18 protein-coding genes and 1 pseudogene are annotated in these 24,048 nt (G+C 71.4%); 11 read left to right on the top strand and 8 right to left on the bottom strand.

What is annotated here, in order from left to right; all coding sequences use genetic code 11:
* Window positions 1–22: 22 nt before the first annotated feature.
* The 3 genes and pseudogenes from ACIHFD_RS08185 to ACIHFD_RS08175 all read left to right on the top strand — a co-directional run bounded on the left by ACIHFD_RS08185 (window position 23) and on the right by ACIHFD_RS08175 (window position 2,023).
* Window positions 23–924: pseudogene (locus ACIHFD_RS08185) on the top strand (ABC transporter ATP-binding protein).
* On the top strand, window positions 921–1,775 hold the full coding sequence (locus tag ACIHFD_RS08180) for an ABC transporter permease (RefSeq protein WP_397366119.1): 855 nt from the start codon (window positions 921–923) through the stop codon (window positions 1,773–1,775). Before ACIHFD_RS08185 ends, ACIHFD_RS08180 begins: the two are co-directional and overlap by 4 nt.
* A 14-nt stretch (window positions 1,776–1,789) precedes the next feature.
* Window positions 1,790–2,023, top strand: a complete 234-nt coding sequence (locus ACIHFD_RS08175; protein ID WP_355191877.1) for a helix-turn-helix transcriptional regulator — start codon at window positions 1,790–1,792, stop codon at window positions 2,021–2,023.
* A 19-nt stretch (window positions 2,024–2,042) separates the two neighbouring features.
* On the opposite strand, the gene ACIHFD_RS08170 is transcribed toward ACIHFD_RS08175, so the two are convergent.
* Window positions 2,043–2,828 (bottom strand): class I SAM-dependent methyltransferase, encoded by a 786-nt coding sequence (locus tag ACIHFD_RS08170; RefSeq protein WP_397366118.1) that lies wholly within the window; start codon window positions 2,826–2,828, stop codon window positions 2,043–2,045.
* A gap of 138 nt (window positions 2,829–2,966) precedes the next feature.
* Between ACIHFD_RS08170 and ACIHFD_RS08165 the strand changes: the two genes are divergently transcribed.
* The 4 genes from ACIHFD_RS08165 to ACIHFD_RS08150 all read left to right on the top strand — a co-directional run bounded on the left by ACIHFD_RS08165 (window position 2,967) and on the right by ACIHFD_RS08150 (window position 5,807).
* Window positions 2,967–4,019, top strand: a complete 1,053-nt coding sequence (locus ACIHFD_RS08165; protein WP_397366117.1) for a hypothetical protein — start codon at window positions 2,967–2,969, stop codon at window positions 4,017–4,019.
* Entirely contained in the window at window positions 4,019–4,636 is a 618-nt protein-coding gene (locus ACIHFD_RS08160) for a hypothetical protein (RefSeq protein WP_350726344.1), read from the top strand. Before ACIHFD_RS08165 ends, ACIHFD_RS08160 begins: the two co-directional genes overlap by 1 nt.
* A gap of 10 nt (window positions 4,637–4,646) precedes the next feature.
* Window positions 4,647–5,468, top strand: a complete 822-nt coding sequence (locus ACIHFD_RS08155; protein ID WP_397366116.1) for an inositol monophosphatase family protein — start codon at window positions 4,647–4,649, stop codon at window positions 5,466–5,468.
* Window positions 5,469–5,564: 96 nt separating this feature from the next.
* Window positions 5,565–5,807 carry a hypothetical protein gene (locus ACIHFD_RS08150; RefSeq protein ID WP_397366115.1) on the top strand — a complete coding sequence of 81 codons (243 nt, stop codon included), beginning with the start codon at window positions 5,565–5,567 and terminating at the stop codon, window positions 5,805–5,807.
* Here the strand turns inward: ACIHFD_RS08150 and ACIHFD_RS08145 are convergent, their stop codons facing one another.
* Window positions 5,808–6,980: an SLC13 family permease gene (locus tag ACIHFD_RS08145; RefSeq protein WP_397366114.1), complete on the bottom strand. Its 1,173-nt coding sequence runs from the start codon at window positions 6,978–6,980 to the stop codon at window positions 5,808–5,810.
* Window positions 6,981–7,035: 55 nt separating this feature from the next.
* On the opposite strand from ACIHFD_RS08145, the gene ACIHFD_RS08140 reads away from it, so the two are divergent.
* On the top strand, window positions 7,036–12,603 hold the full coding sequence (locus ACIHFD_RS08140; RefSeq protein WP_397366113.1) for a TIR domain-containing protein: 5,568 nt from the start codon (window positions 7,036–7,038) through the stop codon (window positions 12,601–12,603).
* A gap of 7 nt (window positions 12,604–12,610) precedes the next feature.
* Here ACIHFD_RS08140 and coaE read toward each other — a convergent pair whose 3' ends face one another.
* Window positions 12,611–13,213 carry a dephospho-CoA kinase gene (coaE, locus tag ACIHFD_RS08135; RefSeq protein ID WP_357728462.1) on the bottom strand — a complete coding sequence of 201 codons (603 nt, stop codon included), beginning with the start codon at window positions 13,211–13,213 and terminating at the stop codon, window positions 12,611–12,613.
* A gap of 32 nt (window positions 13,214–13,245) precedes the next feature.
* Between coaE and ACIHFD_RS08130 the strand changes: the two genes are divergently transcribed.
* On the top strand, window positions 13,246–13,932 hold the full coding sequence (locus ACIHFD_RS08130) for a Clp protease N-terminal domain-containing protein (protein WP_397366112.1): 687 nt from the start codon (window positions 13,246–13,248) through the stop codon (window positions 13,930–13,932).
* On the opposite strand, the gene ACIHFD_RS08125 is transcribed toward ACIHFD_RS08130, so the two are convergent.
* The 5 genes from ACIHFD_RS08125 to polA all read right to left on the bottom strand — a co-directional run bounded on the left by ACIHFD_RS08125 (window position 13,820) and on the right by polA (window position 21,897).
* Window positions 13,820–14,299, bottom strand: a complete 480-nt coding sequence (locus ACIHFD_RS08125; protein WP_397366296.1) for a GNAT family N-acetyltransferase — start codon at window positions 14,297–14,299, stop codon at window positions 13,820–13,822. The genes ACIHFD_RS08130 and ACIHFD_RS08125 overlap by 113 nt on opposite strands.
* Before the next feature lie 18 nt (window positions 14,300–14,317).
* Window positions 14,318–15,877 (bottom strand): alpha/beta fold hydrolase, encoded by a 1,560-nt coding sequence (locus ACIHFD_RS08120; protein WP_397366110.1) that lies wholly within the window; start codon window positions 15,875–15,877, stop codon window positions 14,318–14,320.
* Between the two features lie 499 nt (window positions 15,878–16,376).
* A complete protein-coding gene (gene rpsA / locus ACIHFD_RS08115; protein ID WP_350726329.1) occupies window positions 16,377–17,864 on the bottom strand; it encodes a 30S ribosomal protein S1 in 1,488 nt (495 codons plus the stop codon).
* A 192-nt stretch (window positions 17,865–18,056) separates the two neighbouring features.
* Window positions 18,057–19,151 carry a polysaccharide deacetylase family protein gene (locus tag ACIHFD_RS08110; RefSeq protein ID WP_397366108.1) on the bottom strand — a complete coding sequence of 365 codons (1,095 nt, stop codon included), beginning with the start codon at window positions 19,149–19,151 and terminating at the stop codon, window positions 18,057–18,059.
* Window positions 19,152–19,206: 55 nt separating this feature from the next.
* A complete protein-coding gene (gene polA / locus ACIHFD_RS08105; RefSeq protein ID WP_397366106.1) occupies window positions 19,207–21,897 on the bottom strand; it encodes a DNA polymerase I in 2,691 nt (896 codons plus the stop codon).
* A gap of 131 nt (window positions 21,898–22,028) precedes the next feature.
* On the opposite strand from polA, the gene ACIHFD_RS08100 reads away from it, so the two are divergent.
* Window positions 22,029–22,373 carry a PaaI family thioesterase gene (locus tag ACIHFD_RS08100; RefSeq protein ID WP_192794325.1) on the top strand — a complete coding sequence of 115 codons (345 nt, stop codon included), beginning with the start codon at window positions 22,029–22,031 and terminating at the stop codon, window positions 22,371–22,373.
* Window positions 22,374–23,007: 634 nt separating this feature from the next.
* Window positions 23,008–24,045, top strand: a complete 1,038-nt coding sequence (locus ACIHFD_RS08095; RefSeq protein WP_397366105.1) for a branched-chain amino acid ABC transporter permease — start codon at window positions 23,008–23,010, stop codon at window positions 24,043–24,045.
* Window positions 24,046–24,048: the final 3 nt, after the last annotated feature.

Genomic DNA, 24,048 nt, shown 5'->3' with positions numbered 1-24,048 from the left:
AGACCTACTATCTGGAGAATTGATGGATGCGGTAAGAGAGCTCGACCTGGGCCAGACCGCCACCGCCATCGAGGTCCACGGCCTGCACATGGCGTACGGCCACAAGGAGGTCCTCCGGGGCGTCGGCTTCACGGTCGCCCCCGGCGAGGTGATCGCCCTGCTCGGGCCGAACGGCGCGGGCAAGACGACGACGATCGAGATCCTGGAGGGCTTCCGGGTGCCCTCCTCCGGCTCCGTCCGCGTGCTCGGCACCGTGCCGGCCCGCGGCGACGAGCGCTGGCGGGCCAGGCTGGGCGTGGTGCTGCAGTCCTGGCGCGACCACGGCCGCTGGCGGGTGCGCCAGGACTGCAGCACCTGAGCCGCTACTACGAGCCGTACGCGGTCCCGGGCCGGCGGCCGTTCGACATCGGCGAGCTGATCGAGGCCGTCGGGCTCGGCGAGCACGCCGACCACCGGATCAACCGGCTCTCCGGCGGCCAGCGCCGCCGCCTCGACGTCGCCATCGGCATCGTCGGGCGGCCGGAGGTGCTCTTCCTCGACGAGCCGACGGCCGGGTTCGACCCGCAGGCCCGGCGCGACTTCCACGACCTCGTGCACCGCCTGTCGGACCTCGACGAGACCACCATCCTGCTCACCACGCACGACCTCGACGAGGCGGAGAAGCTCGCCGACCGGATCCTCATCCTGGCCGGCGGCAGGATCGTGGCCGACGGCAGCGCCGACCGCCTGTCCCGCGAGGTCTCGCGCGACGCGCAGGTGCGCTGGAGCCGGGGCGGCGAGCAGTTCGTGCACGCCACGCAGGACGCCACCGGGTTCGTGCGCGAGCTGTTCGCGCAGCACGGTACGGAGATCGCCGACCTGGAGGTGCGGCGGGCCACGCTGGAGGACACCTACATGGCGATCGTGCGTCAGGAGGAAGCATGACCCCCACGCTGCACGCCGCCCGGCTGGGCCTGTCCCGGGGCTGGATCGAGTTCAAGCACTCGCTCACCAACCCGCCGAACCTCGGGGGCATCCTGGCGGGCACCGCGGTCCTCGTCGTCGTGCTCTACTTCCAGCGCGACGCGAAGTTGCCCGGCACCGGCCTGTCGCTGGCGTCGGCCTCCCTGCCGGGCACGCTGGCCTTGATGGTCCCGCTCAACGGGCTCCTGGGCATGGTGGGCTCGCTGGCCCTCGAGCGCGAGGACGGCACCCTGCTCAGAGCCAAGGCCCTGCCCCAAGGCATGGTGGGCTACCTCGTGGGCCGGGTGACGATGCACTCCGTGTCCACGCTTTCCGCTCTGGTGGTGATGCTCGTCGCCGGGCTGTTCTTCGTGCCCGGCCTGCTCGGGATCGGGCCGGGCAAATGGCTCGCGCTGGCCTGGTTCGCACTGCTGGGGCTGCTGTCCGCGCTCCCGCTCGGTGCGATCATCGGTTCCCTGGTCGGTAGCCCGCAGGGCGCGGGGGCGCTGTCCATGATCGCCATCGGCGGTCTCACCGCCATTTCGGGGATCTTCTACCCGATCACGGCGCTCGCCGGGTGGCTGCAGGGCCTCGCCCACGTCTTCCCGCTCTACTGGCTCGGCCTGGGCATGCGCTCGGCGCTGCTGCCCGACTCGGCCGCCGCCGCGGAGATCGGCAGCTCGTGGCGGCCGGTGGAGACCACGCTCGTGCTGCTCGCCTGGGCCGTGGCGGGGCTGGTGCTGGCTCCCCCGATCCTGCGCCGGGTGGCCAGGCGCGAGTCGGGCTCGCTGATGGAGGCCCGCCGTCACCAGGCGATGCAGCGGCTGACCTGAGAAGATATGCGCTGATGAGCGAGACCGTCTACAACCGCATCGCGCTGCTGCGCGCAGAGCGGAACGTGACCCGCAGGCAGCTGGCCGACGCCCTGGGGGTCCACTACCAGACCGTCGGCTACCTGGAACGGGGGGAATACAGCCCGAGCCTCTTCCTGGCGCTGCGGATCGCCGAATACTTCGAGGTGCCGGTGGAGGTGGTCTTCTCGACCAGCCCGTTCCCCCGGATCGGGGAGCGGACCGCCTGACCGTGGCCGGGGCGCGCGGTCAGGCGGTCGCCACGGCCAGGAGATGGCCGCTGACCCCCAGGAGCGACGGCTCCGACTCCAGCCTGCGGGCGGCGTCGAGCAGCAGCTCGCGTCGCTCGTCGTCGTCCAGCCACTCGTCCACGTCGCCGTAGAGCCAGAAGGCGCCCTCCAGGCCGTAGCGGTCGGGACGCGGCAGCCCGGCGTCGGCGAACTCGTCCAGGATCTCCTCGAGATCGTGGAGGTAACCGCGGAACCCGCCCGGCCTGGGCGAGATCATCACGCCCGTCTCCAGGCCCCGGTAGTCGGCCGTCCGGTACTCCTCGTCCACGAAGCCGCCGCGGTATACGCCGTCGTGCACGCTCGCGTACCGGCTGATGAAGGCCGCCACGACCGGCCCGCCCGGGCGCACGGCGCGCTTGGCCTCGGCCAGGGCGCGGACGCGGTCGGCCCGTTCGGGCAGGTGGTAGAGCGGGCCGAGCAGCAGCGCCGCGTCGGCCCGGCCGGAGGGGACGGGCAGGTCGCGGGCGTCACCCAGGCGGGCGCTCACCCCGGGCAGCGTGGACGCCTCCCGTACGTGCAGCGGCACCGGGTCGATCAGCTCGACCTCGTAACCGTCGGCGGCCAGCCACTCGGCGTGCGCACCGGTGCCCCCGCCCACGTCGAGCACCCGCGCGGGCGCCGGCGGCAGGACGCGGCGCAGCACGTCACGCGTGCGCCAGTACTCCAGCCGGTTGCGCCCCCGCCGCAGCCTGGTCAGCTCGCCGCCCTGCTCGTAGTAGCCCATCACCTCGGGATCCATGATCATGCGAGCCGATGCTACCCACGGGAGCCGTTCAGGTTCGAGGCAATAAAGCTCCCTGGCTCTGGGTGTACTGGTGGTCGCTTGGCGCGGTCGTTACCATGACCTCGGGGACTGAATGATCGTCGAACGGCGGGGCGAGCGATGACACGGTTCGTGGCGGCGGTGAAGCAGGTCGCCCCATGGGCTGCGCAGAACGCCGACGGGGCCATCGCGCTGGTGCTCGCGATCGTGATCGGCGTCGTGGGAGTCATGCCCAACGAGATCGTGCCCGACGAGGTGCAGTCCCAGCTGGTCAACGCCGCGACCCTGGTCATCATGGCGCTGGTGGCCACCGCGCTGCTGCGCGACCGCGCGCGCCAGGCCCCGGTCGAGGAGACGATCACCTCGGGCGCGCTGGCCGAGCTGCCCGCGCGCCTGGCCCGCCTGCAGGAGATCGAGTCGCTGGTCGGCAGCACCCGCAAGGCCCTCGACGCGCTCCAGCTCGTACGGGTGCTGGGCAGCAGCCAGGAGATCGCCCAGTCCCACGCGGAGGCGCGCAAGGACACCCACCGGTGGAGCTTCAAGGGCGGCACCGGCACCTACCTGCGCGCGGTCACCCTGCCCGAGTGCGTCGCGGCGGCCCGCAGGGACAAGCGCCACCTCACGGTCAGGGTCGAGGTGATCGACCCGTCCAACCTGGAGGTGTGCGAGACGTACGCCCACTACCGCCGCTCGCTGTCGGACGCCCCCGACGGCACCGGCGAGACGTGGACGACCGACCGGGCCAGGAAGGAGTCGTACGCGACGATCCTGGCCGCCTTCTGGCACCGCCAGCGCTACGGCCTGCTCGACATCGCGGTGGGCCTGTCCTCGACGATGACCACGTTCCGCTGGGACGTGTCGGCCACCCGCCTGATCATGACGGTCGAGGACCCCAACAAGGCGATGACCGCGCTGGCCGGCACGTTCTACTACGAGAACTGCGACACCGAGCTGCGGCTCAGCTTCGAGCAGGCGCGGCGGGTGCCGCTGGAGATGTACAAGAAGGTGCCGTTGAGCGACGAGCCCACCATCGAGGAGGTTCAGGAGCTGTTCGAACGCGTCGGGATCCCGCTGCCCAAGGCGTACAACGGCCGTGACGTCGTCGACATCGCCCGCAAGGCGTTGCGGGCGATGGACCCCTACGGTGAGCCGCGTGATCGAGCTGGTGCGTGATGAGCCATCACGGCGTCCACCAGCGGGTCATCGGGGGCGAGGCCAGGGCCTGGGCGCTGGAGACGCTCTCGTCCGGCGGCCTGACGGCGGTGCGCCACCCGCTCGGGTTCGTGTGCCTGCCGCTGGAGCGCGACGGCGGCGAAGGGGTATGCGTCCACCTGTGGTCCGACTCGTTCGCACACGCCGAGAGCACCACCTCGCAGATCCACTGCCACAGCTGGGACCTGGTCAGCCACGTCCTCTACGGCCAGGTGCGCAACGTGCACGCGGTGGTCACCGACGCCGGCCGGGACGCCACGCACCGGGTCTTCGAGGTGGTCAGCGGGGCCGACGGCGACCGCATCTCGCCCACCGGGCGCACCGTGCGGCACGCGACGGGCCTGGTGGAGGTGTTCGGCCCCGGCGACACGTACACGCTGGCCGCCGACCGCTTCCACAGCAGCGTCGTGCCGGAGGGCGGCGAGGCGGCCACGATCGCGCTGGGGCGGGGCCGGCCCGGCAGCCGCGACCTGTCGCTCGGCCCGCTGGGCGGCGGGCCGCACCACGTGGCCAGGCAGCCGCTGGACGCCCGCGAGACCGAGCTGGCCGTACGTCTGATCACCGCTCACCTGACCTGAGAGGCATCCGATGGACCTGGATCACGCCCGCACGGTCGCCGTCGAAGCCGCCGAGGCCGCGGGGGCGCTGCTCCGGGAAGGTATGAGCGGCGTGGTCGGCGTCCGGGCCAAGGGCGAGGCGGGCGACGTGGTGACCGACCTCGACCTGGCCTCGGAGAAGCTGCTGCTGGAGCGCATCCTGACGGCGTACCCGTCGCACACGGTGATCGCCGAGGAGTCGGGGCTGGTGGGGGCCGCGGGCGGCGAGTGGACGTGGCTGGTCGACCCGCTCGACGGCACCAACAACGTGGCGATCGGCCTGCCCGCCTACGTGGTGGGCGTGGCGCTGTGCCAAGGCGGGCGTCCCGTGCTGGGCGTGGTGCACGATCCCGTCTCCGACCAGACGTGGTCGGCCGTCCGCGGGCGGGGGGCACTGTCCGCTCCGGCGGGGTCGTCCTCCGGGGTACGCCTCGCGCCCCCGTACGCGCCGAGCCCGCACGGGCCGCTGCTGGCCTGGACCCAGGGCTACGGCGTGACCAGGGACGACGCCACCGCACGCGCGCTGCGCACGGCGCTGGAGCTCAACGCGCGGCGGGTGCTGCAGCTGTGGGCGCCGCTGCTGGCGTGGGCGATGCTGGCGCGCGGCGACATCGACGGCATCGTGGGCTACCGGGCCGAGGCCGTCGACCTGCCCGCGGGCGCGCTGCTCGCCCGGGAGGCCGGCATCGAGATCAGGGCGCTGGACGGCGGCCCGTTCGAGGAGTGCATCGACGGCACGGCCGACGACCGCAGCTTCGTCGCCGCCCATCCCCGGGCCGTCCCCGGGCTGCTCGCCCTCCTCGGGCCCGAATGAGGAAAAGTCCGCAGAACCTGTGTGTCCTTCGCCGATGAGTTCCGCTCCCGTTCGAGGTCTATTGAGAGAGAACGGAACAAGGGAGAGGGGCTCGACATGATGACCACGACCGAGCTGGCGCAGGTGCTCTTCGCGACCGCTCTGCAGCCGTCCGACCGGCTGTCCCCGTTCCAGATCCGCGAGGCCGTGGACGAGCGGCTGTGCCGGTGCGGCGGCGACGCGACCCGGTGCGCGGCGTACGTGGCGCAGGAGGCGGGCGACCACCCCGAGACGTACGTCGTGCGCATGCGCTGGGCGCTGGACGCGGTCGCCGGCGCCTACGCGCTGGCCGCCGCCTGATCAGCTGAACCGCACCAGGGTCCACACGGTGGCGAGCAGCCCGGCCACGGCCAGGCCCGTGCCGGTCAGCAGGAAGCGGCGCATCGGGACCTTGACCTCGTGGCGGCGGCACGACTCGAACCACAGCAGCGTGGCCAGCGACGCCCACGGCGTGATGACGGGGGCCACGTTGGTGCCGGCCAGCAGGGCCAGCAGCTGGTCCTGGTCGGCGGCCGGGATGACGGTCTCGACGGCCTTGTAGGCGGGCAGGTTGTTGATGGTGTTGGAGAGCCCGGCCCCGACGGCGGCCGTGCGGTAGGGGTCGCCCTCCGTGCCGACCATCCAGGTCATCAGGTCGGACAGGCCGTGCCTGCTGAGCGTGGGCACCACCAGGAACAGCCCCGTCACGAAGATCACGAGCTGCCACGGGACGAGGCTCCAGGTCAGGCGGTCGCGGGCGCGTACCAGGAAGGCCACCACGACGATCGCGGCCGCGGCCGTGGCGGCGATGGCCACGTGCGCCTTGAGCAGCAGCATCGCGATGAACAGCAGGCAGCCGGCCGACGCGGCGCCGAACAGCACGCGGTCGGCCACCGGCTCCAGCAGCGGCGGGGTGTAGCGCAGGTCGCGCCGCTCGCCGCGGCGCCAGTAGAACACCCACAGGAACACCATCGTCACCGCGATCGAGGCGAGCTGCGGGGCCCACATGCGCGCGGCGAACTCCTGGGCGTCCAGGCCGATCTTCTCCATGCCCAGGAGGTTGGTCAGGTTGGAGACGGGGAGCAGCAGGCTCGCGGTGTTGGCCAGCCAGATCGTGGTCATGGCCAGGGGGAGGGCGGCGATGCGGGCCCTGGGGGCGAGGGCGAGCATGACGGGGGTGAGCAGGACCGCCGTCGTGTCCAGATTCAGAAATATCGTGATAAATGACGCGAAGGCGGTGCAAAGAAAGAAGAGGGCGGCGTAGTTGCCGCGTCCGAGCACCGCCATCCTCGCCGCGATGGCGTCGAAGACCTGGGCTTCCTTGGTGAGCTCGGCCAGCACGATGATCGCGACCAGGAAGATCAGCAGGGGCCCGATCTCATCCAGGCTGGCGAGCGCGTCCCCCCAGGGCAGCAACCCGGTCGGCACGAACGCCATGCCGAGACCGAGCAGCCCGATCCTGACCCGGTCGAGCACTCCAAGACGCCGCCACACCCGTAGATGATCCCACAAGCTGAAAACCCGCGGCCGCACAGGGGATACTGAGCTCATGGCGCGTGACGGCAGGCCGACAGAGATCTTCGTCAGCTACTCCCCGGCCGACACGGCGTGGGCCACCTGGATAGCCTGGGAGCTCGAGGCGGCCGGCTACAAGACCATGATCCAGGAGTGGGACTTCGTACCGGGCACCAACTTCATCGACTTCATGGACCGCGGGGTCAGCGAAGCGCAGGTGGTCGTGGCCGTGCTCTCGCGCAACTACCTGACCTCCCGCTACGGCCGGATGGAGTGGCAGGCCGCGCTGCGGGCCGACCCCGACAACCCCTCCAACAAGCTCGTCACGATCAGGCTGGAGGACGTCCGGCTCGAGGGCCTGCTGTCCACGATCACCTGGGTCGACCTGCTGGGCGTCACCGACCCAGGGCAGGCCAGGGCGCTGCTGCTGGGCCGGGTGCGGGAGGCGATGGCGGGCCGGGCCAAGCCGGCGGCGGCGCCCGCGTTCCCCGACGGCTCCCGGGTGCCGGTGCCCGTCCTGACGCTGCCGCCGCCGGGCGACCGGGCCAGGGCCCGGCGCACGCCGGTGGCGGCGCCGAAGTTCCCCCCGGCGGTGAGCGCCGACCGGGCGCGCGAGTCGATCAGCGTGCTGCACATCGGCGGCCCCAGGTTCGGCCGGGCGCTGCCCGATCCGGGCGAGCCGTTCACGCCCGAGGACATGCAGGCGCGCATCTGGGCGGACCTGACCGCCATGTACGACCGGGGCATGCCGCGTCCCGACCTCATGCTGGTCACCGGCGACCTGACCGAGTCGGGCAGCCTGGGGCAGTTCGGGCAGGCGACGCGGTTCGTGACCGACCTGCGGCTGCTGATCGGGCTGGAGCAGCACCGGCTGATCCTGCTGCCCGGGCCGCGTGACGTGACCAAGGCCGCCGCCAGCGCGTACTTCATGACCTGCGAGGCCGACGACGTGAGCCCGCAGCCGCCCTACTGGCCCAAGTGGCGGCACTTCGCCGGGCTGTTCGGCGAGGTGTACCAGGGGCTGGACGACCGGGTGTTCGACGGCGGGCAGCCGTGGACGCTGTTCGAGGTGCCCGATCTGAAGGTGGTCGTGGCGGGGCTCAACTCGACGATGGCGATGAGCCACCTCGAACGCGACGCGTACGCGCAGCTCGGGGAGGCGCAGGCGGCCTGGTTCGCCGAGCGGCTGCGGCCGTACGAGGAGGGCGCGTGGCTGCGGCTGGGCGCGATCGGGCATCCGCCGGGCGAGCTGCGGGACGCGCCCACGTTCGAGCGCCTGCTGACCCATCGGCTCAACCTGCTCTTCCACGGCGGGTCCGCCCACCGCGCCGAGGGAGTGATCGCCGCGCCGCGCTCCGGGCGGCACCAGGTGGTCGAGATCACCCCTGACGGCCTGCGGATCTGGCTGCCCGACGCGGGCGAGCCCGAGCCGGTCCCGTACCGGTGGAAGGCCGTGCGGGCCACCTTCACCGGCGAGAGCCCGGCCCCCGAGCCGCCCGCGCCCAAGCCGGACGAGCGCGCGCCGAGCCCGGTCGAGCTGCTGCTCGACCGGATCGCCGAGGTCTGCGAGGCCAGGCACGAGCGCGCCAGGATCCGCCGGTTCGACGCGCACCTCGTGGTCACCCACCCGGAGGACGGTTTCGTCCGCCAGACGATGATCGGCGCGCACGTCGGCGAGCTGACCGAGAGCACCGCCGACGGCTTCGTCCGCCAGGCGCACGCCACCGGCCTGGCCGCCGAGCTGGTCTACCAGGGTCCGCCCGCCTCCCGGGCGGTCCGCGACGACCTGATGCGCAAGGGGGTGCGGCTGCGCACCTTCACCGAGTTCCAGGGGCTGCTCGACCTGACCGGCTACGTCGCCGAGCAGACGGCCAGGCTGATGGCCGACCGCCGCTACCCGCCCGACCTGTACGTGCCGCAGCGCTACCGCGAGCTCGACCGCCAGGGCGGCCAGATCAAGCACGGCCTGACCGACGAGCTGATGCGGCTGCTGGCCACCGACCACGGCAGGTTCCTGCTGCTGCTCGGCGACTTCGGCCACGGCAAGACGTTCGCGCTGCGCGAGCTGGCCCGGCGCATCCCGGTCGAGCTGCCGCACCTGACGCCGATCCTGATCGAGCTGCGCGCCCTGGACAAGGCGCACTCCGTGGACGCGCTGGTGGCGGCCCATCTGGCCGGGCACGGCGAGGAGTTCATCGATCTCAAGGCGTTCCGCTACCTGCTCAGGCAGGGGCGCATCGTGCTGCTGTTCGACGGGTTCGACGAGCTGGTGACCCGGCTGACGTTCGACCGGGCGGCCGATCACCTGGCCACGCTGCTGGCGGCGGCCGAGGACAAGGCCAAGATCGTGGTCGCCAGCCGCACGCAGCACTTCAAGTCGCACAGCCAGGTGCTGACCTCGCTCGGCGAGATGGTGGGGGTGCTGCCGCAGCGGCGGGTGCTCAGCGTGGAGGACTTCACGCACGACCAGATCCGCTCCTACCTGGCCAACCGCTTCGACGACGGCGACGAGGCCGGCGCGCGCATGTCGCTGATGGGCGAGATCAAGGACCTGCTGGCGCTGGCCCAGAACCCGCGCATGCTGACCTTCATCGCCGACCTCGACGCCGACCGGCTGCGTACGGTGGCGGGCGCCCGCCACACGATCAGCCCCGCGCTGCTGTACGACGAGATCCTCAGCTCCTGGCTGGCCTTCGAGGAGCGGCGGGCCAGGATCCCCGGCTCGGCCACGGCGTTGACCGTCGACGAGCTGTGGCAGGCGGTGACGGCGCTGGCGATGCGGCTGTGGGACACCGGCGAGTCGCTGCTGGGCGTGGACGAGCTGACCGAGATCGGCGAAACGCTGACGGATCTGTCCGACGGGCAGCTGTCGGCGGCGCACGCGGCCTACCGGATGGGGTCGGGCAGCCTGCTGGTGCGGACCGAGGACGGGATGTTCGGGTTCATCCACGCGTCCGTGATGGAGTGGCTGATCGCCCGCCACATCGCCCTCGACAACTTCGCGCTGCTGTCGCGCAGGCCGCTGTCGGCGCTGACCGTGGAGTTCCTGTGCGACCTGGCCGATGTACGGGCCCTGTACGCGTGGGCGGCCGACCCGCCGGGCGACGACGTGTCCAGGGCGAACGCGGTCAAGATCTCGGCCAGGCTGCGCACGCCGGCCCGGGCCGACCTGCGCGGCGCGAACCTCAAGGGCGAGGACCTGTCGGCCAGGGACCTGAGCGACGTCGACCTCACCGGCGCCGACCTGTCCGAGGCCACCCTGGCGGGCACCAACCTGTCCAGGGCCACCCTGCGCGAGGCCAGGCTGACCGGGGCGCGGCTCGACGGCGCCACGCTGACCGGGGCCGACCTGACCGGCGCCGACCTGTCGGGGGCCCGGCTGGCGCGGGTGGACCTGAGCGACGCGGCGGTCGAGGGCGCCCGCTGGCACCGGGCCTCGCTGATCAACGTGACCGGCACGCTGCCCCACCTGCCCGGCGCGGCGGTGGTGCCGGGCCAGCCGGTGGAGGTCGAGTTCGCCCCGGCCGGCATCGGCGTCCCGTACGGCTACCACTTCCAGACCAGCCGCCTACCCGAGCCCATCGCCTACAGCCCCGACGGCTCCACGATCGCGATCGGCAACGAGGACGGCGGCGTGCTGCTCTGCGTCGGCGGCGCCCCCGTGCGCACGCTGCAGGGGCACCGGGGCCGCGTCTACGCGGTCACGTTCGCCCGCACCCGCGACCTGCTGGCCACGGGCGCGAGCGACGGAGCCGTCCTGCTCTGGGACTCCCTCACCGGCGAGTGCCTGCACGCGCTCAAGGGCCACGCCGACGGCGTCTGGCCGGTACGCCTCAGCCCGGCCGGCGACCTGGTGGCGGCCGGGGGCGGCGACGGCATCGTACGCGTGTGGGAGACGGCCACCGGGCGGCTCGCGCACGCGCTCGAAGGGCACCAGGCGCCGATCTACACGGCGTCGTTCGGCCACTCGGTGCTGGTGACGGGCGACGCGGCCGGTGTCGTACGCGTCTGGGACCTGACGTCCGGGCAGGTGAAGGAGACGCTCGACGGCCATCGCGGCAGCGTCTACCGCGCCGTGCACAGCCCGGACCGCCGCCTGCTGGCCACCGGCGACGAGGCGGGCACCGTCAGGCTGTGGGACACCGCCACATGGCGGCCGCTGCACGTGCTGGGCGGGCACGCGGGCAGCATCTACTGTGTGGCGTTCTCGCCGGACGGCTCGCTGCTGGCCACCGGCGACACGGCGGGAGCCGTACGCCTGTGGGAGCCGTCGGGCGAGTCCCGTGGCGTGCACACCACGCACGCGGCGGCCGTCTACCAGGTGACCTTCAGCCCCGACGGGCAGGCGCTGGCCAGCGGCGACTCGGGCGGCGTGCTCCGGCTGCAGCCGGTCGGCGGCGGCCAGCGGGTCGAGCTGACGGGCCACCGCAGCTCGGTCTGGCCGTTCGCGTTCCGCCCCGACGGCCAGCAGATCGCCACCAGCAGCAACGACGGCACCGTGCGCCTGTGGGACCCGGGCTCGGGCAAGTGCCAGCGGGTGCTGCGCGGCCACGGCCGGCGCATCTCGTCCGTCAGGTTCAGCGCCGACGGCTCGATGCTGGCGACCAGCGGCAACGACGGCGTCGTACGCGTGTGGGAGCCGCGTACGGGACGGCGGCTGCGGGAGTTCACCGGCACGGCCGACCGGCTCATCTCGGCCCTGTTCTCCCCCGCCGGGCCCGTGCTGGCCACCTCCAGCAACGACGGCGGCGTGCACTTCTGGAACGCCGTCACCGGCGACTACGAGCGCGAGCTGAGCGCCGAGACCGACCACGTCTGGGCCGAGGCGTTCAGCCCCGACGGTCTCCTGCTGGCCACGGCCAACGACGACGACAGCGTCAAGATCTGGTACCGCCCGACCGGGCGGCTGGCGGGCCACCTGTCCGACCACCGCGGACGGGTGCGCTCGATCGCGTTCAGCCCCGACGGCGAGTACGTGGCCACGGGCTGCGACGACCGGCTCGTACGCCTGTGGCACGTGGCCTCCGGCGGCCGGGTCGCCACGCTCAAGGGCCACACCGACCGGGTCTACTCGGTGGTCTTCTCCCCCGACGGCCGCCACCTGGCCAGCGCCGGCAACGACGGCCGGGCCATGGTGTGGGAGCTGCGCCCGGGACAGCCGTGGCAGCCGCGGCTGGTGCACGAGCTCTGGCACGAGGGGCGGCTGTGGAGCCTGGCGTTCGACGCGACGGGCGAGCGCCTGGCCACGGGCGGCGACGACCTGGTGGTGCGGGTCTGGGACACCGCGACCGGGCGGCCGCGGCACACGCTGGCCGGGCACGCCCGCCGGGTGTGGTCGGTGGCCTTCAGCCCGGTCGCCGACCTGCTGGCCAGCGCGGGCGACGACGGCGTGGTGATCCTCTGGGAGGGCGGCGAGCGGCGGGCCACCCTGCTCGGGCTGGCCGAGGGATGGGCGGCGCTGGCGCCCGACGGGCGCTACAAGGTCCACGGCGAGCCGGCGGGGCAGTTCTGGCACGTGATCGGGATGTCCCGGTTCGAGCTGGGCGAGCTCGACCCCTACCTGCCGGGCGTGCGGCAGGTGCCGCTCGACTCGCCCTTCTGAGCACGGGTCAGCCGCGGCCCGCGCGCCTCGTCAGCTCCTCCCAGACCTCGTCCACCCGGGCGTCCAGCTCGGCCAGCGAGCCCTCGTTGGGGATCACGATGTCGGCCACCGCCAGCCGGTCCTCGCGGGAGGCCTGGGCGGCGATGCGGGACTTGGCGTCGGCCTCCGGCATGCCCCGGTGCTCGGCCAGGCGACGGATGCGGGTCTCGTCGGCCGCGTCGACGACGATGACCACGTCGTACATGGGGGCCAGGTGGTTCTCCGCCAGCAGCGGCACGTCGTAGACGGTGATCGCGTCGTCGGCCGCCCGGCTCTGCAGCTCCGCCACCCGCTCCCCCACCAGCGGGTGGACGATCGCGTTGAGCGCGGCGAGCCGCTCGGGGTCGGCGAAGACGATGGAGCCGAGCTTCTCCCTGTCGAGCGAGCCGTCGGGGCGCAGCACGCCCTCCCCGAACGCGGCCACCACCCTGGCCAGCCCCGGCGTGTCCGGCTCGACCACCTCGCGGGCGATCCTGTCGGCGTCGATCACGACGGCGCCCTTGGCCGCGAGCCGCTTCGACACCTCGCTCTTGCCCGATCCGATACCGCCTGTGAGCCCAGTCTTCAACACGGGAAAAAGCCTACGGGGTCATCATCGTAGACATGAAGACGACGATCGTACGGGCCGCGCACGAGCAGGCCGCGGCCGTCGGGGACGACTGGGTGGGGCCGCAACACGTCGTGCTCGCCCTGCTGGCCGGCGAGTCCCTGGCCGCGCGGGTGCTGACCGAGGCGGGGCTGGACCGCGCGCACGCGCTCGAATGCCTGCCGCACCACGCCAGGCCCGCGCACGGGGCGGGCGGCTTCGCCAACCCCGCCTTCTACAAGCTCTACGGCATCGCGACCGGCCTGGCGCTGGCCGCGGGCCGCCGGCAGGCGGAGCCGGCGGACTGGCTCATGGCCCTGGCCTATGACGTCGAGGAGGACCGGGGGCCGACGCCGCTGCACCTGTTCGGGGTGGACCCGGCGGCGGTGGCCGCGGCGCTGCGCGCGCACGGGGTCGGGACGCCGCCGGTCGACCCGCCCGTACACGTGCCGTGGCGGGGCCGCCACCAGGTCATCGTGCCCGCCGCCGCCCTCCAGGGCGTGCTCGACCGGCTCAACGCCGACCATCCGGCGGGCTCGGAGTGGCGCTGGGGGTGGAACTGGGTGGACGACGACCTGGGCCGCGTCATGATCACGGCTGAGGAAGGGATCGATCTGGCCGCATACGCAGATGGATCAGCGTCAGATGATCGTCCATCCGCTCCCGGCTCGTCTCCCGGTAGCCCAGACGGCGGTAGAGCTTGAGGTTGACCCCTGACAGGTGCCCCGTGAACAGGTCGAACGCCTCCGCCTCCGGCACCGCCTCGTGCAGGGCCGTCAGCAGCGCCGTGCCGATGCCCCGGCCCTGGCGGTCGGGCGCCACGACCAGGCGTCCGACCAGGCAGGTCGTGCCGGACACCTGCCCGCGCACCGCGCCGATCACGCGGCCGGCGTCGAGCGCCTTGAGCACGACGGCGCCCTCGATGACCTTGCGGACCTGCTCCAGCGACTCGATGAGCGGCGGGATGTACGGGTCGCCGTACAGCTGGGCCTCGCTCACGTAGGCCGCCCGCTGCAAGGTGAGGATCTCGCCCGCGTCCGCCGTGGTCGCCCGTTCGATCAGCACGCGCAGCACCCTACCGTCCGCTCCTCACGGATACATGCCCGCCGTGAGCTCGCCGGGGCACTCGGTGCCCTCCTGCGGCACCGTCCCGTTGACGAGGTAGTCGTGCACGTGCGTGCGCAGGCAGGTGGCGCGGAGCCTGCTGACCCCCTGGAGCAGGTACGCGTCGGGCCCGTCGCCGTGCGACAGCACGACCGCCCCGGGGATGCGCCCCACGGGCCGGGCGCCGGTGTCCAGCCGGCCGATCCCGACCAGGACCGTGGGGCCGTGACGGGGGTCCGGCACGTTCGGGGGCCAGCTCGGGGCGCCCTTGCGCGGCATGCCGAGGCATCGTGCGACCTCGTACCGGCCGCTCACCCATCCCACGCGCGGCGCCACCTCGCGCAGATGCGCCTCCATCGCGAGGAAGCGCCGGTAGGCGGGCACGGCGGGCATGAAGTCGTGGCACCACATGGCTCCCGACACGGTCGCGGGCGGCGCCGGCGCGCTCACGGCGTCCGCCTTGGCCGCCTCGGAGGCCTGCTTGGCTGCCTCGGCGTCCGGCTTGATCGCCTCGGATGCCTGCTTGATCGCCTCGGATGCCTGCTTGGTTGCCTCGGACGCCCGCTTGGTCGCCTCGGAGGCCAACGCCGCCAGCCTGGTCGCGTCGCCCTCCCTGGCCTCGGACATGGCCCGGGCCAGCTCCGGCCAGCGCCCCGGGGCCAGCCCGGCGTGGACGGCCACCGCGAGGCGCCGGGAGTTCACCGTACGCCCGGGGCCCGCGTGCAGGGGCGTGCGGCGGGTCAGGGCGTCGTAGACCTCCACGGCGTCGGTGTCGGCGTCGTGGAGCGGGCACCCCAGGTGCCTGCGGCACCAGTCGCGGAAGGAGAACAGCTGCCGCTCGGCCGCCCGTGCCCGGTCGGTCAGCCGCTGCGCCAGGTCCGGCTCGGTGTGGTCGGGCCCGCCTTCGAGGTACATCCGCCCGGTCCGGTGCGGGAACAGCTCCATGTACGCCTGCCCGTACACGGCCCCGTAGGAGGAGCCGAAGTACCGCAGCCGGGGCTCCCCCAGCTCGGCGCGCAGGGCGTCGAGGTCGTGGGCGACCTGCCAGGACGTGAACCCGTCGTAGGCGGGTCCGGCGGCGGCCCGGCAACTCCTGTCGTAGGCGGCGTTGTCGCGGGCGTAGGCGCGCCACCCGGCCCGTCCAGGGGCGAGGACGAGGCGCAGCGGGTCGGGCTGCGCCACCACGCACTGAACGGCGGCCGCGCTCCCCCGGTCGCCGATCCCGCGCGGCTCGACCAGCACCACGTCGAACCACCTGGTCAGCTCGCTCACACCCTCCGGCCGGGCGCGCACGGCCTGGACGGTGGAGGCCGGGCCGGTGTTCACCACCAGGAAGCCGCGGGTGTGCTGCGGGTCCTGCGCGGGCATCCTCGCCAGGTCGATCTCGGTACGGGGGCCGTGCGGCCTGGCCCAGTCGACGGGTACGGACAGCTTGGCGCACTGCAACCCGTCGCCGCAGTCCTGCCATTGGGGAACGGCCGCGCCCTTCACCGCCGGCGAAGCGGCGGCCGCGGCCGCCAGCGCGGCTGCGGCAAGGATGATCACCCGCTGAACCATGCCCAACGCGTCGCCCCTGGGAATCGATCGTGGTGTCAACAGCGCAGGTCAGTCTGTCAGCGCCGATCGCCGCGGGCGGCGGGCTCGCCAACACCCAAGGTAAAATCTGCGACCCCCCTCAACACCTCGCCCGAAACCCCCACGCCACACCCACCGCACCCCACGAGCCTCACCCATGACGCTGCCGGCCGACGGCACCGCATCGCACCACGCGCCCACCCTCGGCACCGCACACCAACGGCGCGGCTGCGACGCCCCCGTGCGGGCCTCTGTGTCACGGTGCGGGTGGAGCGCCGCGGTCCCGGTGTCCATCCACCGCCCTGGGCGCCGCGACGCGCACAGTGGCACTCACGGCGTCTCTCGCCCGGCGCCAGACCCCCAGCGCCTCCCGCCCCGGCCCCCGGAGGCCGAGCGTGCGGAAGGCCCCGCACCGCGAACGGTACGGGGCCTTCCGGAGTTAACGCTGTGCCTCAGCCGGACCCGAAGGTCAGCTCTGGCCGCCCGCGAGCTTCTCGCGCAGAGCCGCGAGCGCCTCGTCCGAGGCGAGCGCGCCGCTGGCCGGAGCCGACGACGAGGAGGAGCCGCCGGCCGGAGCCTGCGTCTCGCCGCTGTAGGTCGAGGGAGCGGCCTCGCCGGCCTCCGCCTCGGCCTTGCGGGCCTCCTCGATCTGCTTCCGGTGAGCCTCGAAGCGCGTCTGGGCCTCGGCGTACTGCCGCTCCCACTCCTCACGCTGCTTGTCGAAGCCCTCGAGCCACTCCCCGGTCTCCGGGTCGAAGCCCTCGGGGTAGATGTAGTTGCCCTGGTCGTCGTACGTGGCCGCCATGCCGTACAGGGTCGGGTCGAACTCGACCTCGGTCCCGACGCCCTCGTTGGCCTGCTTCAGCGAGAGGCTGATGCGGCGACGGTCGAGGTCGATGTCGATGATCTTGACAAAGATCTCGTCGCCGACCTGGACGACCTGCTCCGGGATCTCCACGTGGCGCTCGGCCAGCTCGGAGATGTGGACCAGGCCCTCGATGCCCTCCTCGACCCGGACGAACGCGCCGAACGGCACCAGCTTGGTGACGCGGCCCGGCACGACCTGGCCGATCTGGTGGGTGCGGGCGAACTGCTGCCACGGGTCTTCCTGGGTCGCCTTGAGCGACAGGGAGACGCGCTCGCGCTCCATGTCGACGTCGAGGACCTCGACCGTGACCTCCTGGCCGACCTCGACAACCTCGGAGGGGTGGTCGATGTGCTTCCAGGACAGCTCGGACACGTGGACCAGACCGTCGACCCCACCGAGGTCGACGAAGGCGCCGAAGTTGACGATCGAGGAGACGACGCCCTTGCGGACCTGACCCTTCTGGAGGGTGTTGAGGAACGTCTGGCGAACCTCGGACTGCGTCTGCTCGAGCCAGGCGCGGCGCGACAGAACCACGTTGTTGCGGTTCTTGTCGAGCTCGATGATCTTGGCTTCGAGCTCGCGGCCGACGTACGGCTGCAGGTCGCGGACGCGGCGCATCTCCACGAGGGACGCCGGCAGGAAGCCACGCAGGCCGATGTCGAGGATGAGACCACCCTTGACGACCTCGATGACGGTGCCGGTGACGATGCCGTCCTCGTCCTTGATCTTCTCGATCGTGCCCCAGGCGCGCTCGTACTGCGCGCGCTTCTTGGACAGGATCAGGCGGCCCTCTTTGTCCTCCTTCTGGAGGACCAGGGCTTCGACGTGCTCTCCGACTTCCACGACGTCAGCTGGGTCGACATCGTGCTTGATGGAAAGCTCGCGCGAGGGGATGACACCCTCGGTCTTGTAGCCGATATCGAGAAGAACCTCGTCTCGATCGACCTTGACGACGGTGCCCTCGACGATGTCGCCGTCGTTGAAGTACTTGATGGTCTCGTCGATCGCCGCGAGGAAGGCTTCCTCGGACCCGATGTCGTTGACCGCTACCTGCGGGGTGCTCGAGGTGGCCTCAGTGCTGGACGTCATGTGTGGAATTGCTCCGAACGCGGACAGGATGTCGATGTGGCGGATGCGCGGCAGGCCCTCTTCCGCATCAAGCCGAGGAATTACGACATCGACGTGACCGAGCGCGAGCCCGCTCCGTCTGAGGCGCGCGCGAGCCCACAGCGCAGCGATCAGCATATGAGACCATCGCCACGGGGTCAATCCGGGGAGCAATCAATACGCGTTGACCTGCAGTCCGCGCTTGGCGTCGATTTTACCTCGCAGTTTCTCCGGTATGGAGATGCGGGCCGGGTCGCCGTCGGAGACATAGCGCTCGCCGGGGTGCTTGTTCAGCCATTCCAGCCAGTACTGCGAGCACCACTTGCGGCACTCGCCCTTCTTGCCGTTGCTCTGGATGCGCTGGATGGCTCCCCGGTCGAATTTTTTCGCGTAGGGCGAAAGCGACGGCTCCGCGCCGGCGAGGAACACGCCGGCGAAATCATACCGGGTGCCGTCCCAAGACCCGGTACGGGCGAGCTTCTTCGGCCGGGGCATCGACCCGAACGGCAGGGCCATCGTCCGCGACTCCGGCACGCCGAGCTTCTTGAGCAGGCGTTCGAGCCGGACGATCTGCTCGCGGACCTTCTTCTTGCGCATCACGCGCAGGTTGGGGTGGTTCCAGGTGTGGTTGGCCACCTCGTACCCGTGGTCGACCAGCCACTTGACGGCGACCGCCTGGGACTCCCGGTCGGTCAGCCCGAACGGCTCCCTGTTGATCCAGAAGGTGGCGACCGGCCGGAACCCCGGGTATTTCCCGGCCACCTCCTGGAGGACGGCCACGGCCGTGCCGGCCTTGGGGTTTCCGTTCGCGTCGAGCGCGAAGTGGCTCGGGTGCCCGTCGTCGAACGTCAGCACGACCGGGAACTTCCCCGCCGGCACCTTGATGTCGCCGGTGACGAAGTCTCTGGCGGTGATCGGCACGTAGCCCTGCTTGGCCAGCTTCTCCAGCTCTTTCCTGAGCTGGTCGGGCGTCCTGTCGATCGAGGCCAGCCGCTTGGGGAGGATCCGGTGGTACATCAGGACCGGCACCAGCCCGGCCTCGTTGGCGTGCACCTGCCGGGCGAACTCGGGTGTGGCCACGACCCCGGGCGGCTCGCCCACCGGCGTCTGGCTCGGCGGTGCGACGCTGCCCTGGACCTTGGCCACGTCTTTCGGCTTGGCGTGCGGGCGCTGCTCGGACGGTAAGAGGCTCAGGCCGACGACGGCCACCGTTACCACCACCACGTTGGCGATGCCGATGGTCCGCGTGAGGGACGCTGAAATCCGCACAGAGCTCCTGGCCGCCTGGTGAAATTTCCTCCAGGTTAGTCGAAAAGATGATCAGTCAGTGCCCGGCGTCCTCCCACGTACGCCCGACGCCCACGGAGACCTCCAGCGGGACGCGCAGGTGGTAGGCGGCGTTCATCTGGTCGCGCACGAGCTGCTTGAGCCGCTCCAGCTCCCCTGGCGCGACCTCGAAGACCAGCTCGTCGTGGACCTGCAGCAGCATCCTGGAGGCCAGCTTCTCCTCGCGGACGGCCTGGTGGACGTTGAGCATGGCGACCTTGATGATGTCGGCGGCCGAGCCCTGGATGGGGGCGTTGAGCGCCATCCGCTCGGCCATCTCGCGGCGCTGGCGGTTGTCGCTGGTGAGGTCGGGCAGGTAGCGGCGGCGACCCATGATCGTCTCGGTGTAGCCGTCGGTGCGCGCCTGCTGGACGATGGCCTGCAGGAAGTCGCGCACGCCGCCGAACTCGGTGAAGTATTCCTCCTTCAGCGCCCGCGCCTCCGCGACCGGGATGTTGAGCTGGCCGGACAGCCCGAAGTCGGACAGGCCGTAGGCCAGGCCGTAGTTCATGGCCTTGATGCGGGCCCGCAGCTCGCCGTCGATCTGCTCGGGCGGCAGGTTGAACACGCGCGCAGCGGTGGCCTGGTGGAAGTCGTGGCCCGACTCGAACGCCGCGATCAGCGACTCGTCGCCCGACAGGTGGGCCATGATGCGCAGCTCGATCTGGCTGTAATCGGCCGTCAGCAGCGTCTCGTAGCCCTCGCCGACCACGAAGCCCTGCCGGATGCGGCGGCCCTCGGCGGTGCGGATCGGGATGTTCTGCAGGTTGGGCTTCTCGGAGGACAGGCGGCCGGTGGCGGCGATGATCTGGTTGAACGTCGTGTGGATGCGCCCGTCATCGGAGATCTCCTTGATCAGGCCCTCGACGGTGGTGCGCAGCTTCTGCTGGTCGCGGTGACGCAGCATGATCGTCGGCAGCTCGTGCTCGGTCTGCGTGGCCAGCCAGGCGAGCTGGTCGGCGTCGGTGCTGTAGCCGGTCTTGATCTTCTTCGTCTTGGGGAGGTTGAGCCGGACGAAGAGGATCTCCTGCAGCTGCTTGGGCGAGCCCAGGTTGAACTGCTCGCCGACGGAGCGGTGGGCCTCCTCCACGGCGTGCTTGACCGCGGCCCCGAACTCGGCCTCCAGGCCCGTGAAGTATTGGCCGTCGACGGCGATGCCCGCCCGCTCCAGCTCGGCAAGCACGGTCAGCAGGGGCAGCTCGACGTCGGCCAGGAGCTGGGTGCCGCCGCGCCCGGCCAGGAAGGTCTCCAGGGAGTCGGCCAGCTCGCGCACGGCGTGGGCGCGCAGCGCGAGGTCCTTGGCCGGGGCGTCCTCGTCGTCGCCGAACAGCGCGGCCTGCCCGTTGGACTCCTCCTCGGCCCGCAGGTCGCGGTGGAGGTAGCGCCTGGCGAGGTCCTCGAGCGCGAACGTGCGCTGCCCTGGCATCGCCAGGTAGGCCGCCAGCGCGGTGTCGCAGCTCAGGCCGCGCAGGTCCAGGCCCTGCGCCCAGAGCGCCAGGATGGGCCCCTTGGCGTCGTGGACGGCCTTGGGGCGGCCCTCGTCGCCCAGCCAGGCCCGCAGGGCCGCCTCGTCGGCCTCGGTGAGCTTGACGGGGTCGATGTGGGCGGCGGTGCCGTCGGGCGAGGCGACGGCGATGGCGTCGATGCGGCCGGTGCCGCTGCCGTAGGCGCCCTTGAAGGCCAGCCCGGCCCGGCCCGCGGGCATCGCCGACAGCCAGCCGGCCACCCGGTCGGGGCCGAGCAGCACGGTCTCGACCTCGAAGCCCTGCTCGGGCTCCTGCTCGCCGCTGCCGAGCACCTTGAAGACGCGCTCGCGCAGCTCGCCGCGGATCTGCAGGGAGTCGAACAGCTTGTTGATCTCCTCGCGGTCCCACGCGCCCTGCGTGAGGTCGCCGAGGTCGACGTCGAGCGAGACGTCGCGCAGCAGCTCGGTGAGGCGCCGGTTCATCAGCACCTGGGCGACGTGCTCGCGCAGCTTGTCGCCGACCTTGCCCTTGACCTCGTCGACCCGGTCGACCAGCGCGGTCAGCGAGCCGAACTCGCGCACCCACTTGGCGGCGGTCTTCTCGCCCACGCTCGGGATGCTCAGGAGGTTGTCGCTGGGGTCGCCGCGCAGGGCGGCGAAGTCGGGGTACTGCTCCGGCGTCAGGCCGTACTTCTCGACCACGGCATCGGGGGTGAACCTGGTCATGTCGCTGATGCCGCGCCGGGTCATCAGGACGGTGACGTGCTCGTTGACCAGCTGCAGCGCGTCGCGGTCGCCGGTGACGATCAGCACGTCCATGCCCTGCTCGGCCGCGCGGGTGGCGAGCGTGGCGATGAGGTCGTCGGCCTCGAAGCCCGCCTTGGACAGGTGCGGGATGCGCAGGATGTCGAGCAGCTCGTAGATGAGCTGCATCTGACCGCGGAAGTCCTCCGGCGTCTCGCTCCGGTTGGCCTTGTACTCGGAGTAGGCCTCGTGGCGGAACGTCGGCTCCGACCTGTCGAAGGCCACCGCCACGTGGGTCGGCTGCTCGTCGCGCAGGACGTTGGTCAGCATCGAGGTGAACCCGTAGACCGCCTCGGTGTGCTGACCATCGGTGGTCATCAGGTTGGCGTCCTTGAGCGCGTAAAAAGCGCGGTAGGCCAGGGAATGCCCGTCAAGCAGCAACAGGCGCGGGCGGCTGGGGGTCACTTCACTCTTCGGCACACACGCAGCCTAGTCTGCGTCTGCGACAGAAAACCTGAGCTCGGAAGAGTGGAGACGTCCCTTTGACGCAGACCAACCCCCTGGACTTCTCGGTGCTCGGCGCCGTGCACGAGGGCACGCTGGCCGACCGCATGGGCATCGAGTTCCTCGAGGCCGGCCCCGAGCGGGTCGTGGGCCGCATGCCGGTCGCGGGCAACACCCAGCCCTACGGCCTGCTGCACGGCGGGGCCTCGGCGGTGCTGGCCGAGACGCTGGGCTCGGTGGCTGCCGCCATCCACGCGGGCCCCGAGCGCATCGCCGTGGGCATCGAGATCAACGCCACCCACCACCGCTCGGCGACCGCCGGGCACGTCACGGGCGTGGCGACCAGGCTGCACGGCGGCCGGACGCTGGCGACGTACGGCATCGAGATCACCGACGAGCAGGGAAAACTCGTGTGCACCTCTCGTCTCACGTGCATGTTGCGCGACAGGTGAAACTCCTGTCCCTTTGCGCGCCGCGCCCGTAGGTCGATACGGTGGTCCGAACGCGAGCCCGCGGGGTGGCCCAGTAGAAAACGTGTGCGGCCGGGGAAGCCCTACACGGTCCCAAAGGCCGCCCGCGCGGGCTCGTCCACGTTTTACGGCGATCGTTACGGATTCGTTCGCCGAGCCGCCAGGCGTCTACGGTGATTTAGCCCCTGACCTGGCTTGTTGTTTGCTCACATCAGCGACACACACATGTCACTAATTGGTGACGAACGATACTGAACCGGGCGTCACCAGAATAAGCTCCCGCCACAGCATCCCAGTTGTGCCTGCGATGCGCGCGTGTCGAGATGGAGGGGCACAACCCCGCCTTGACCTACTTGAGGGAGCACCATTGCGCAGAGCCGTGATCGCGTTCACGGCCTTCCTGGGTGGACTCGTCTTCCTGCTGGCCAGCCCCGCTCACGCGGGGCCCGCCGATTGCCAGGGACTGAGGGGAACACTCAAACTCCAAGGCCAGCCAGTGAACGGCGCCAAAATCGCCGTGACCACCGAGAGCGGACAACCCGTTAAGGAGGTCACGAGCAACGCACAAGGCACTTGGGACGTTCCGGTCGACAAACCCGGTAAGTACAAGGTCACCTTGGATGTCAGCAGTCTTCCGCAGAACACGGAGGTGCGCGGCGGCAACAATGTCCGCACGCCGACCGTCTTCGAGGGCAACTGCTCGACCGTCCTGTTCGCCCTCCAGGCCAAGGGCGCTCCCGGGCAGCAGCAGGAGAGCGGCGGCGAGAGCTCGTTCTGGACGACGGCCGCGCAGCTGACCTTCGAGGGCCTGAACCTCGGCCTGATCATCGCCCTGGCCGCGCTCGGTCTGTCGCTCATCTACGGCACGACCGGCCTGACCAACTTCGCCCACGGCGAGCTGGTCACGCTCGGCGCGATCCTCGCCTACGCGTTCAACGTGGGCTTCGGGCTGCATATCATCCCGGCCGCCATCATCGCGGTCGTGGTCGGCGGCATGCTCGGTTACCTACAGGACCGCCTGTTCTGGGGCCAGCTGCGCAGGCGCGGCACCGGCACCATCGCCATGATGATCATCTCGATCGGTGTGGCGCTGTTCCTGCGGTACGTGTTCCTGATCTTCTTCGGCGGCCAGAACGAGGCCTTCGCCCAGTACACGGCCCAGCCCGGCATCCAGGTCGGCCCCATCACGGCCGCGCCCAAGAACTTCGTCGCCATGGGCATCGAGCTCGCGGTCCTGATCATCGTCGGCCTGGCCCTGATGCGCACCCGCACCGGCAAGGCGGCCCGTGCCGTGGCCGACAACCCCGCGCTCGCGGCCTCGTCCGGCATCAACGTCGACCGGGTCATCCGGATCATCTGGACCACGGGCGGCGCCATCGCCGCGCTGGCGGGCATCATGCTCGGCCTGTCGCAGAGCCTCAAATACACGATGGGTCAGGACATCCTGCTGCTCATCTTCGCCGGCGTGACGCTCGGCGGGCTCGGCACCGCGTTCGGCGCGCTGGTCGGCTCCTTGGTGGTGGGCCTGTTCATCCAGGTCTCCACCCTGTGGGTGCCGCCGGAGCTCAAGAGCGTCGGCGCGCTGGCCGTACTCATCATCGTGCTCCTCGTCCGGCCGCAGGGCATCCTGGGCCGCCGCGAGCGGATCGGCTGATCG

This window comes from Nonomuraea sp. NPDC051941, from assembly GCF_044593615.1.
The sequence above is the reverse complement of the archived record's forward strand: the minus strand, read 5'-3'. Positions and strand labels throughout refer to the sequence as shown.

Excerpts from the sequence above, each read along its gene's own strand:
- ACIHFD_RS08180 (WP_397366119.1), top strand. The coding sequence starts at position 921 with ATGACCCCCACGCTGCACGCCGCCCGGCTGGGCCTGTCCCGGGGCTGG.
- ACIHFD_RS08175 (WP_355191877.1), top strand. The coding sequence starts at position 1,790 with ATGAGCGAGACCGTCTACAACCGCATCGCGCTGCTGCGCGCAGAGCGG.
- ACIHFD_RS08170 (WP_397366118.1), bottom strand. The coding sequence starts at position 2,828 with ATGATCATGGATCCCGAGGTGATGGGCTACTACGAGCAGGGCGGCGAG.
- ACIHFD_RS08165 (WP_397366117.1), top strand. The coding sequence starts at position 2,967 with ATGACACGGTTCGTGGCGGCGGTGAAGCAGGTCGCCCCATGGGCTGCG.
- ACIHFD_RS08160 (WP_350726344.1), top strand. The coding sequence starts at position 4,019 with ATGAGCCATCACGGCGTCCACCAGCGGGTCATCGGGGGCGAGGCCAGG.
- ACIHFD_RS08155 (WP_397366116.1), top strand. The coding sequence starts at position 4,647 with ATGGACCTGGATCACGCCCGCACGGTCGCCGTCGAAGCCGCCGAGGCC.
- ACIHFD_RS08150 (WP_397366115.1), top strand. The coding sequence starts at position 5,565 with ATGATGACCACGACCGAGCTGGCGCAGGTGCTCTTCGCGACCGCTCTG.
- ACIHFD_RS08140 (WP_397366113.1), top strand. The coding sequence starts at position 7,036 with ATGGCGCGTGACGGCAGGCCGACAGAGATCTTCGTCAGCTACTCCCCG.
- ACIHFD_RS08130 (WP_397366112.1), top strand. The coding sequence starts at position 13,246 with ATGAAGACGACGATCGTACGGGCCGCGCACGAGCAGGCCGCGGCCGTC.
- rpsA (WP_350726329.1), bottom strand. The coding sequence starts at position 17,864 with ATGACGTCCAGCACTGAGGCCACCTCGAGCACCCCGCAGGTAGCGGTC.
- ACIHFD_RS08100 (WP_192794325.1), top strand. The coding sequence starts at position 22,029 with ATGGGCATCGAGTTCCTCGAGGCCGGCCCCGAGCGGGTCGTGGGCCGC.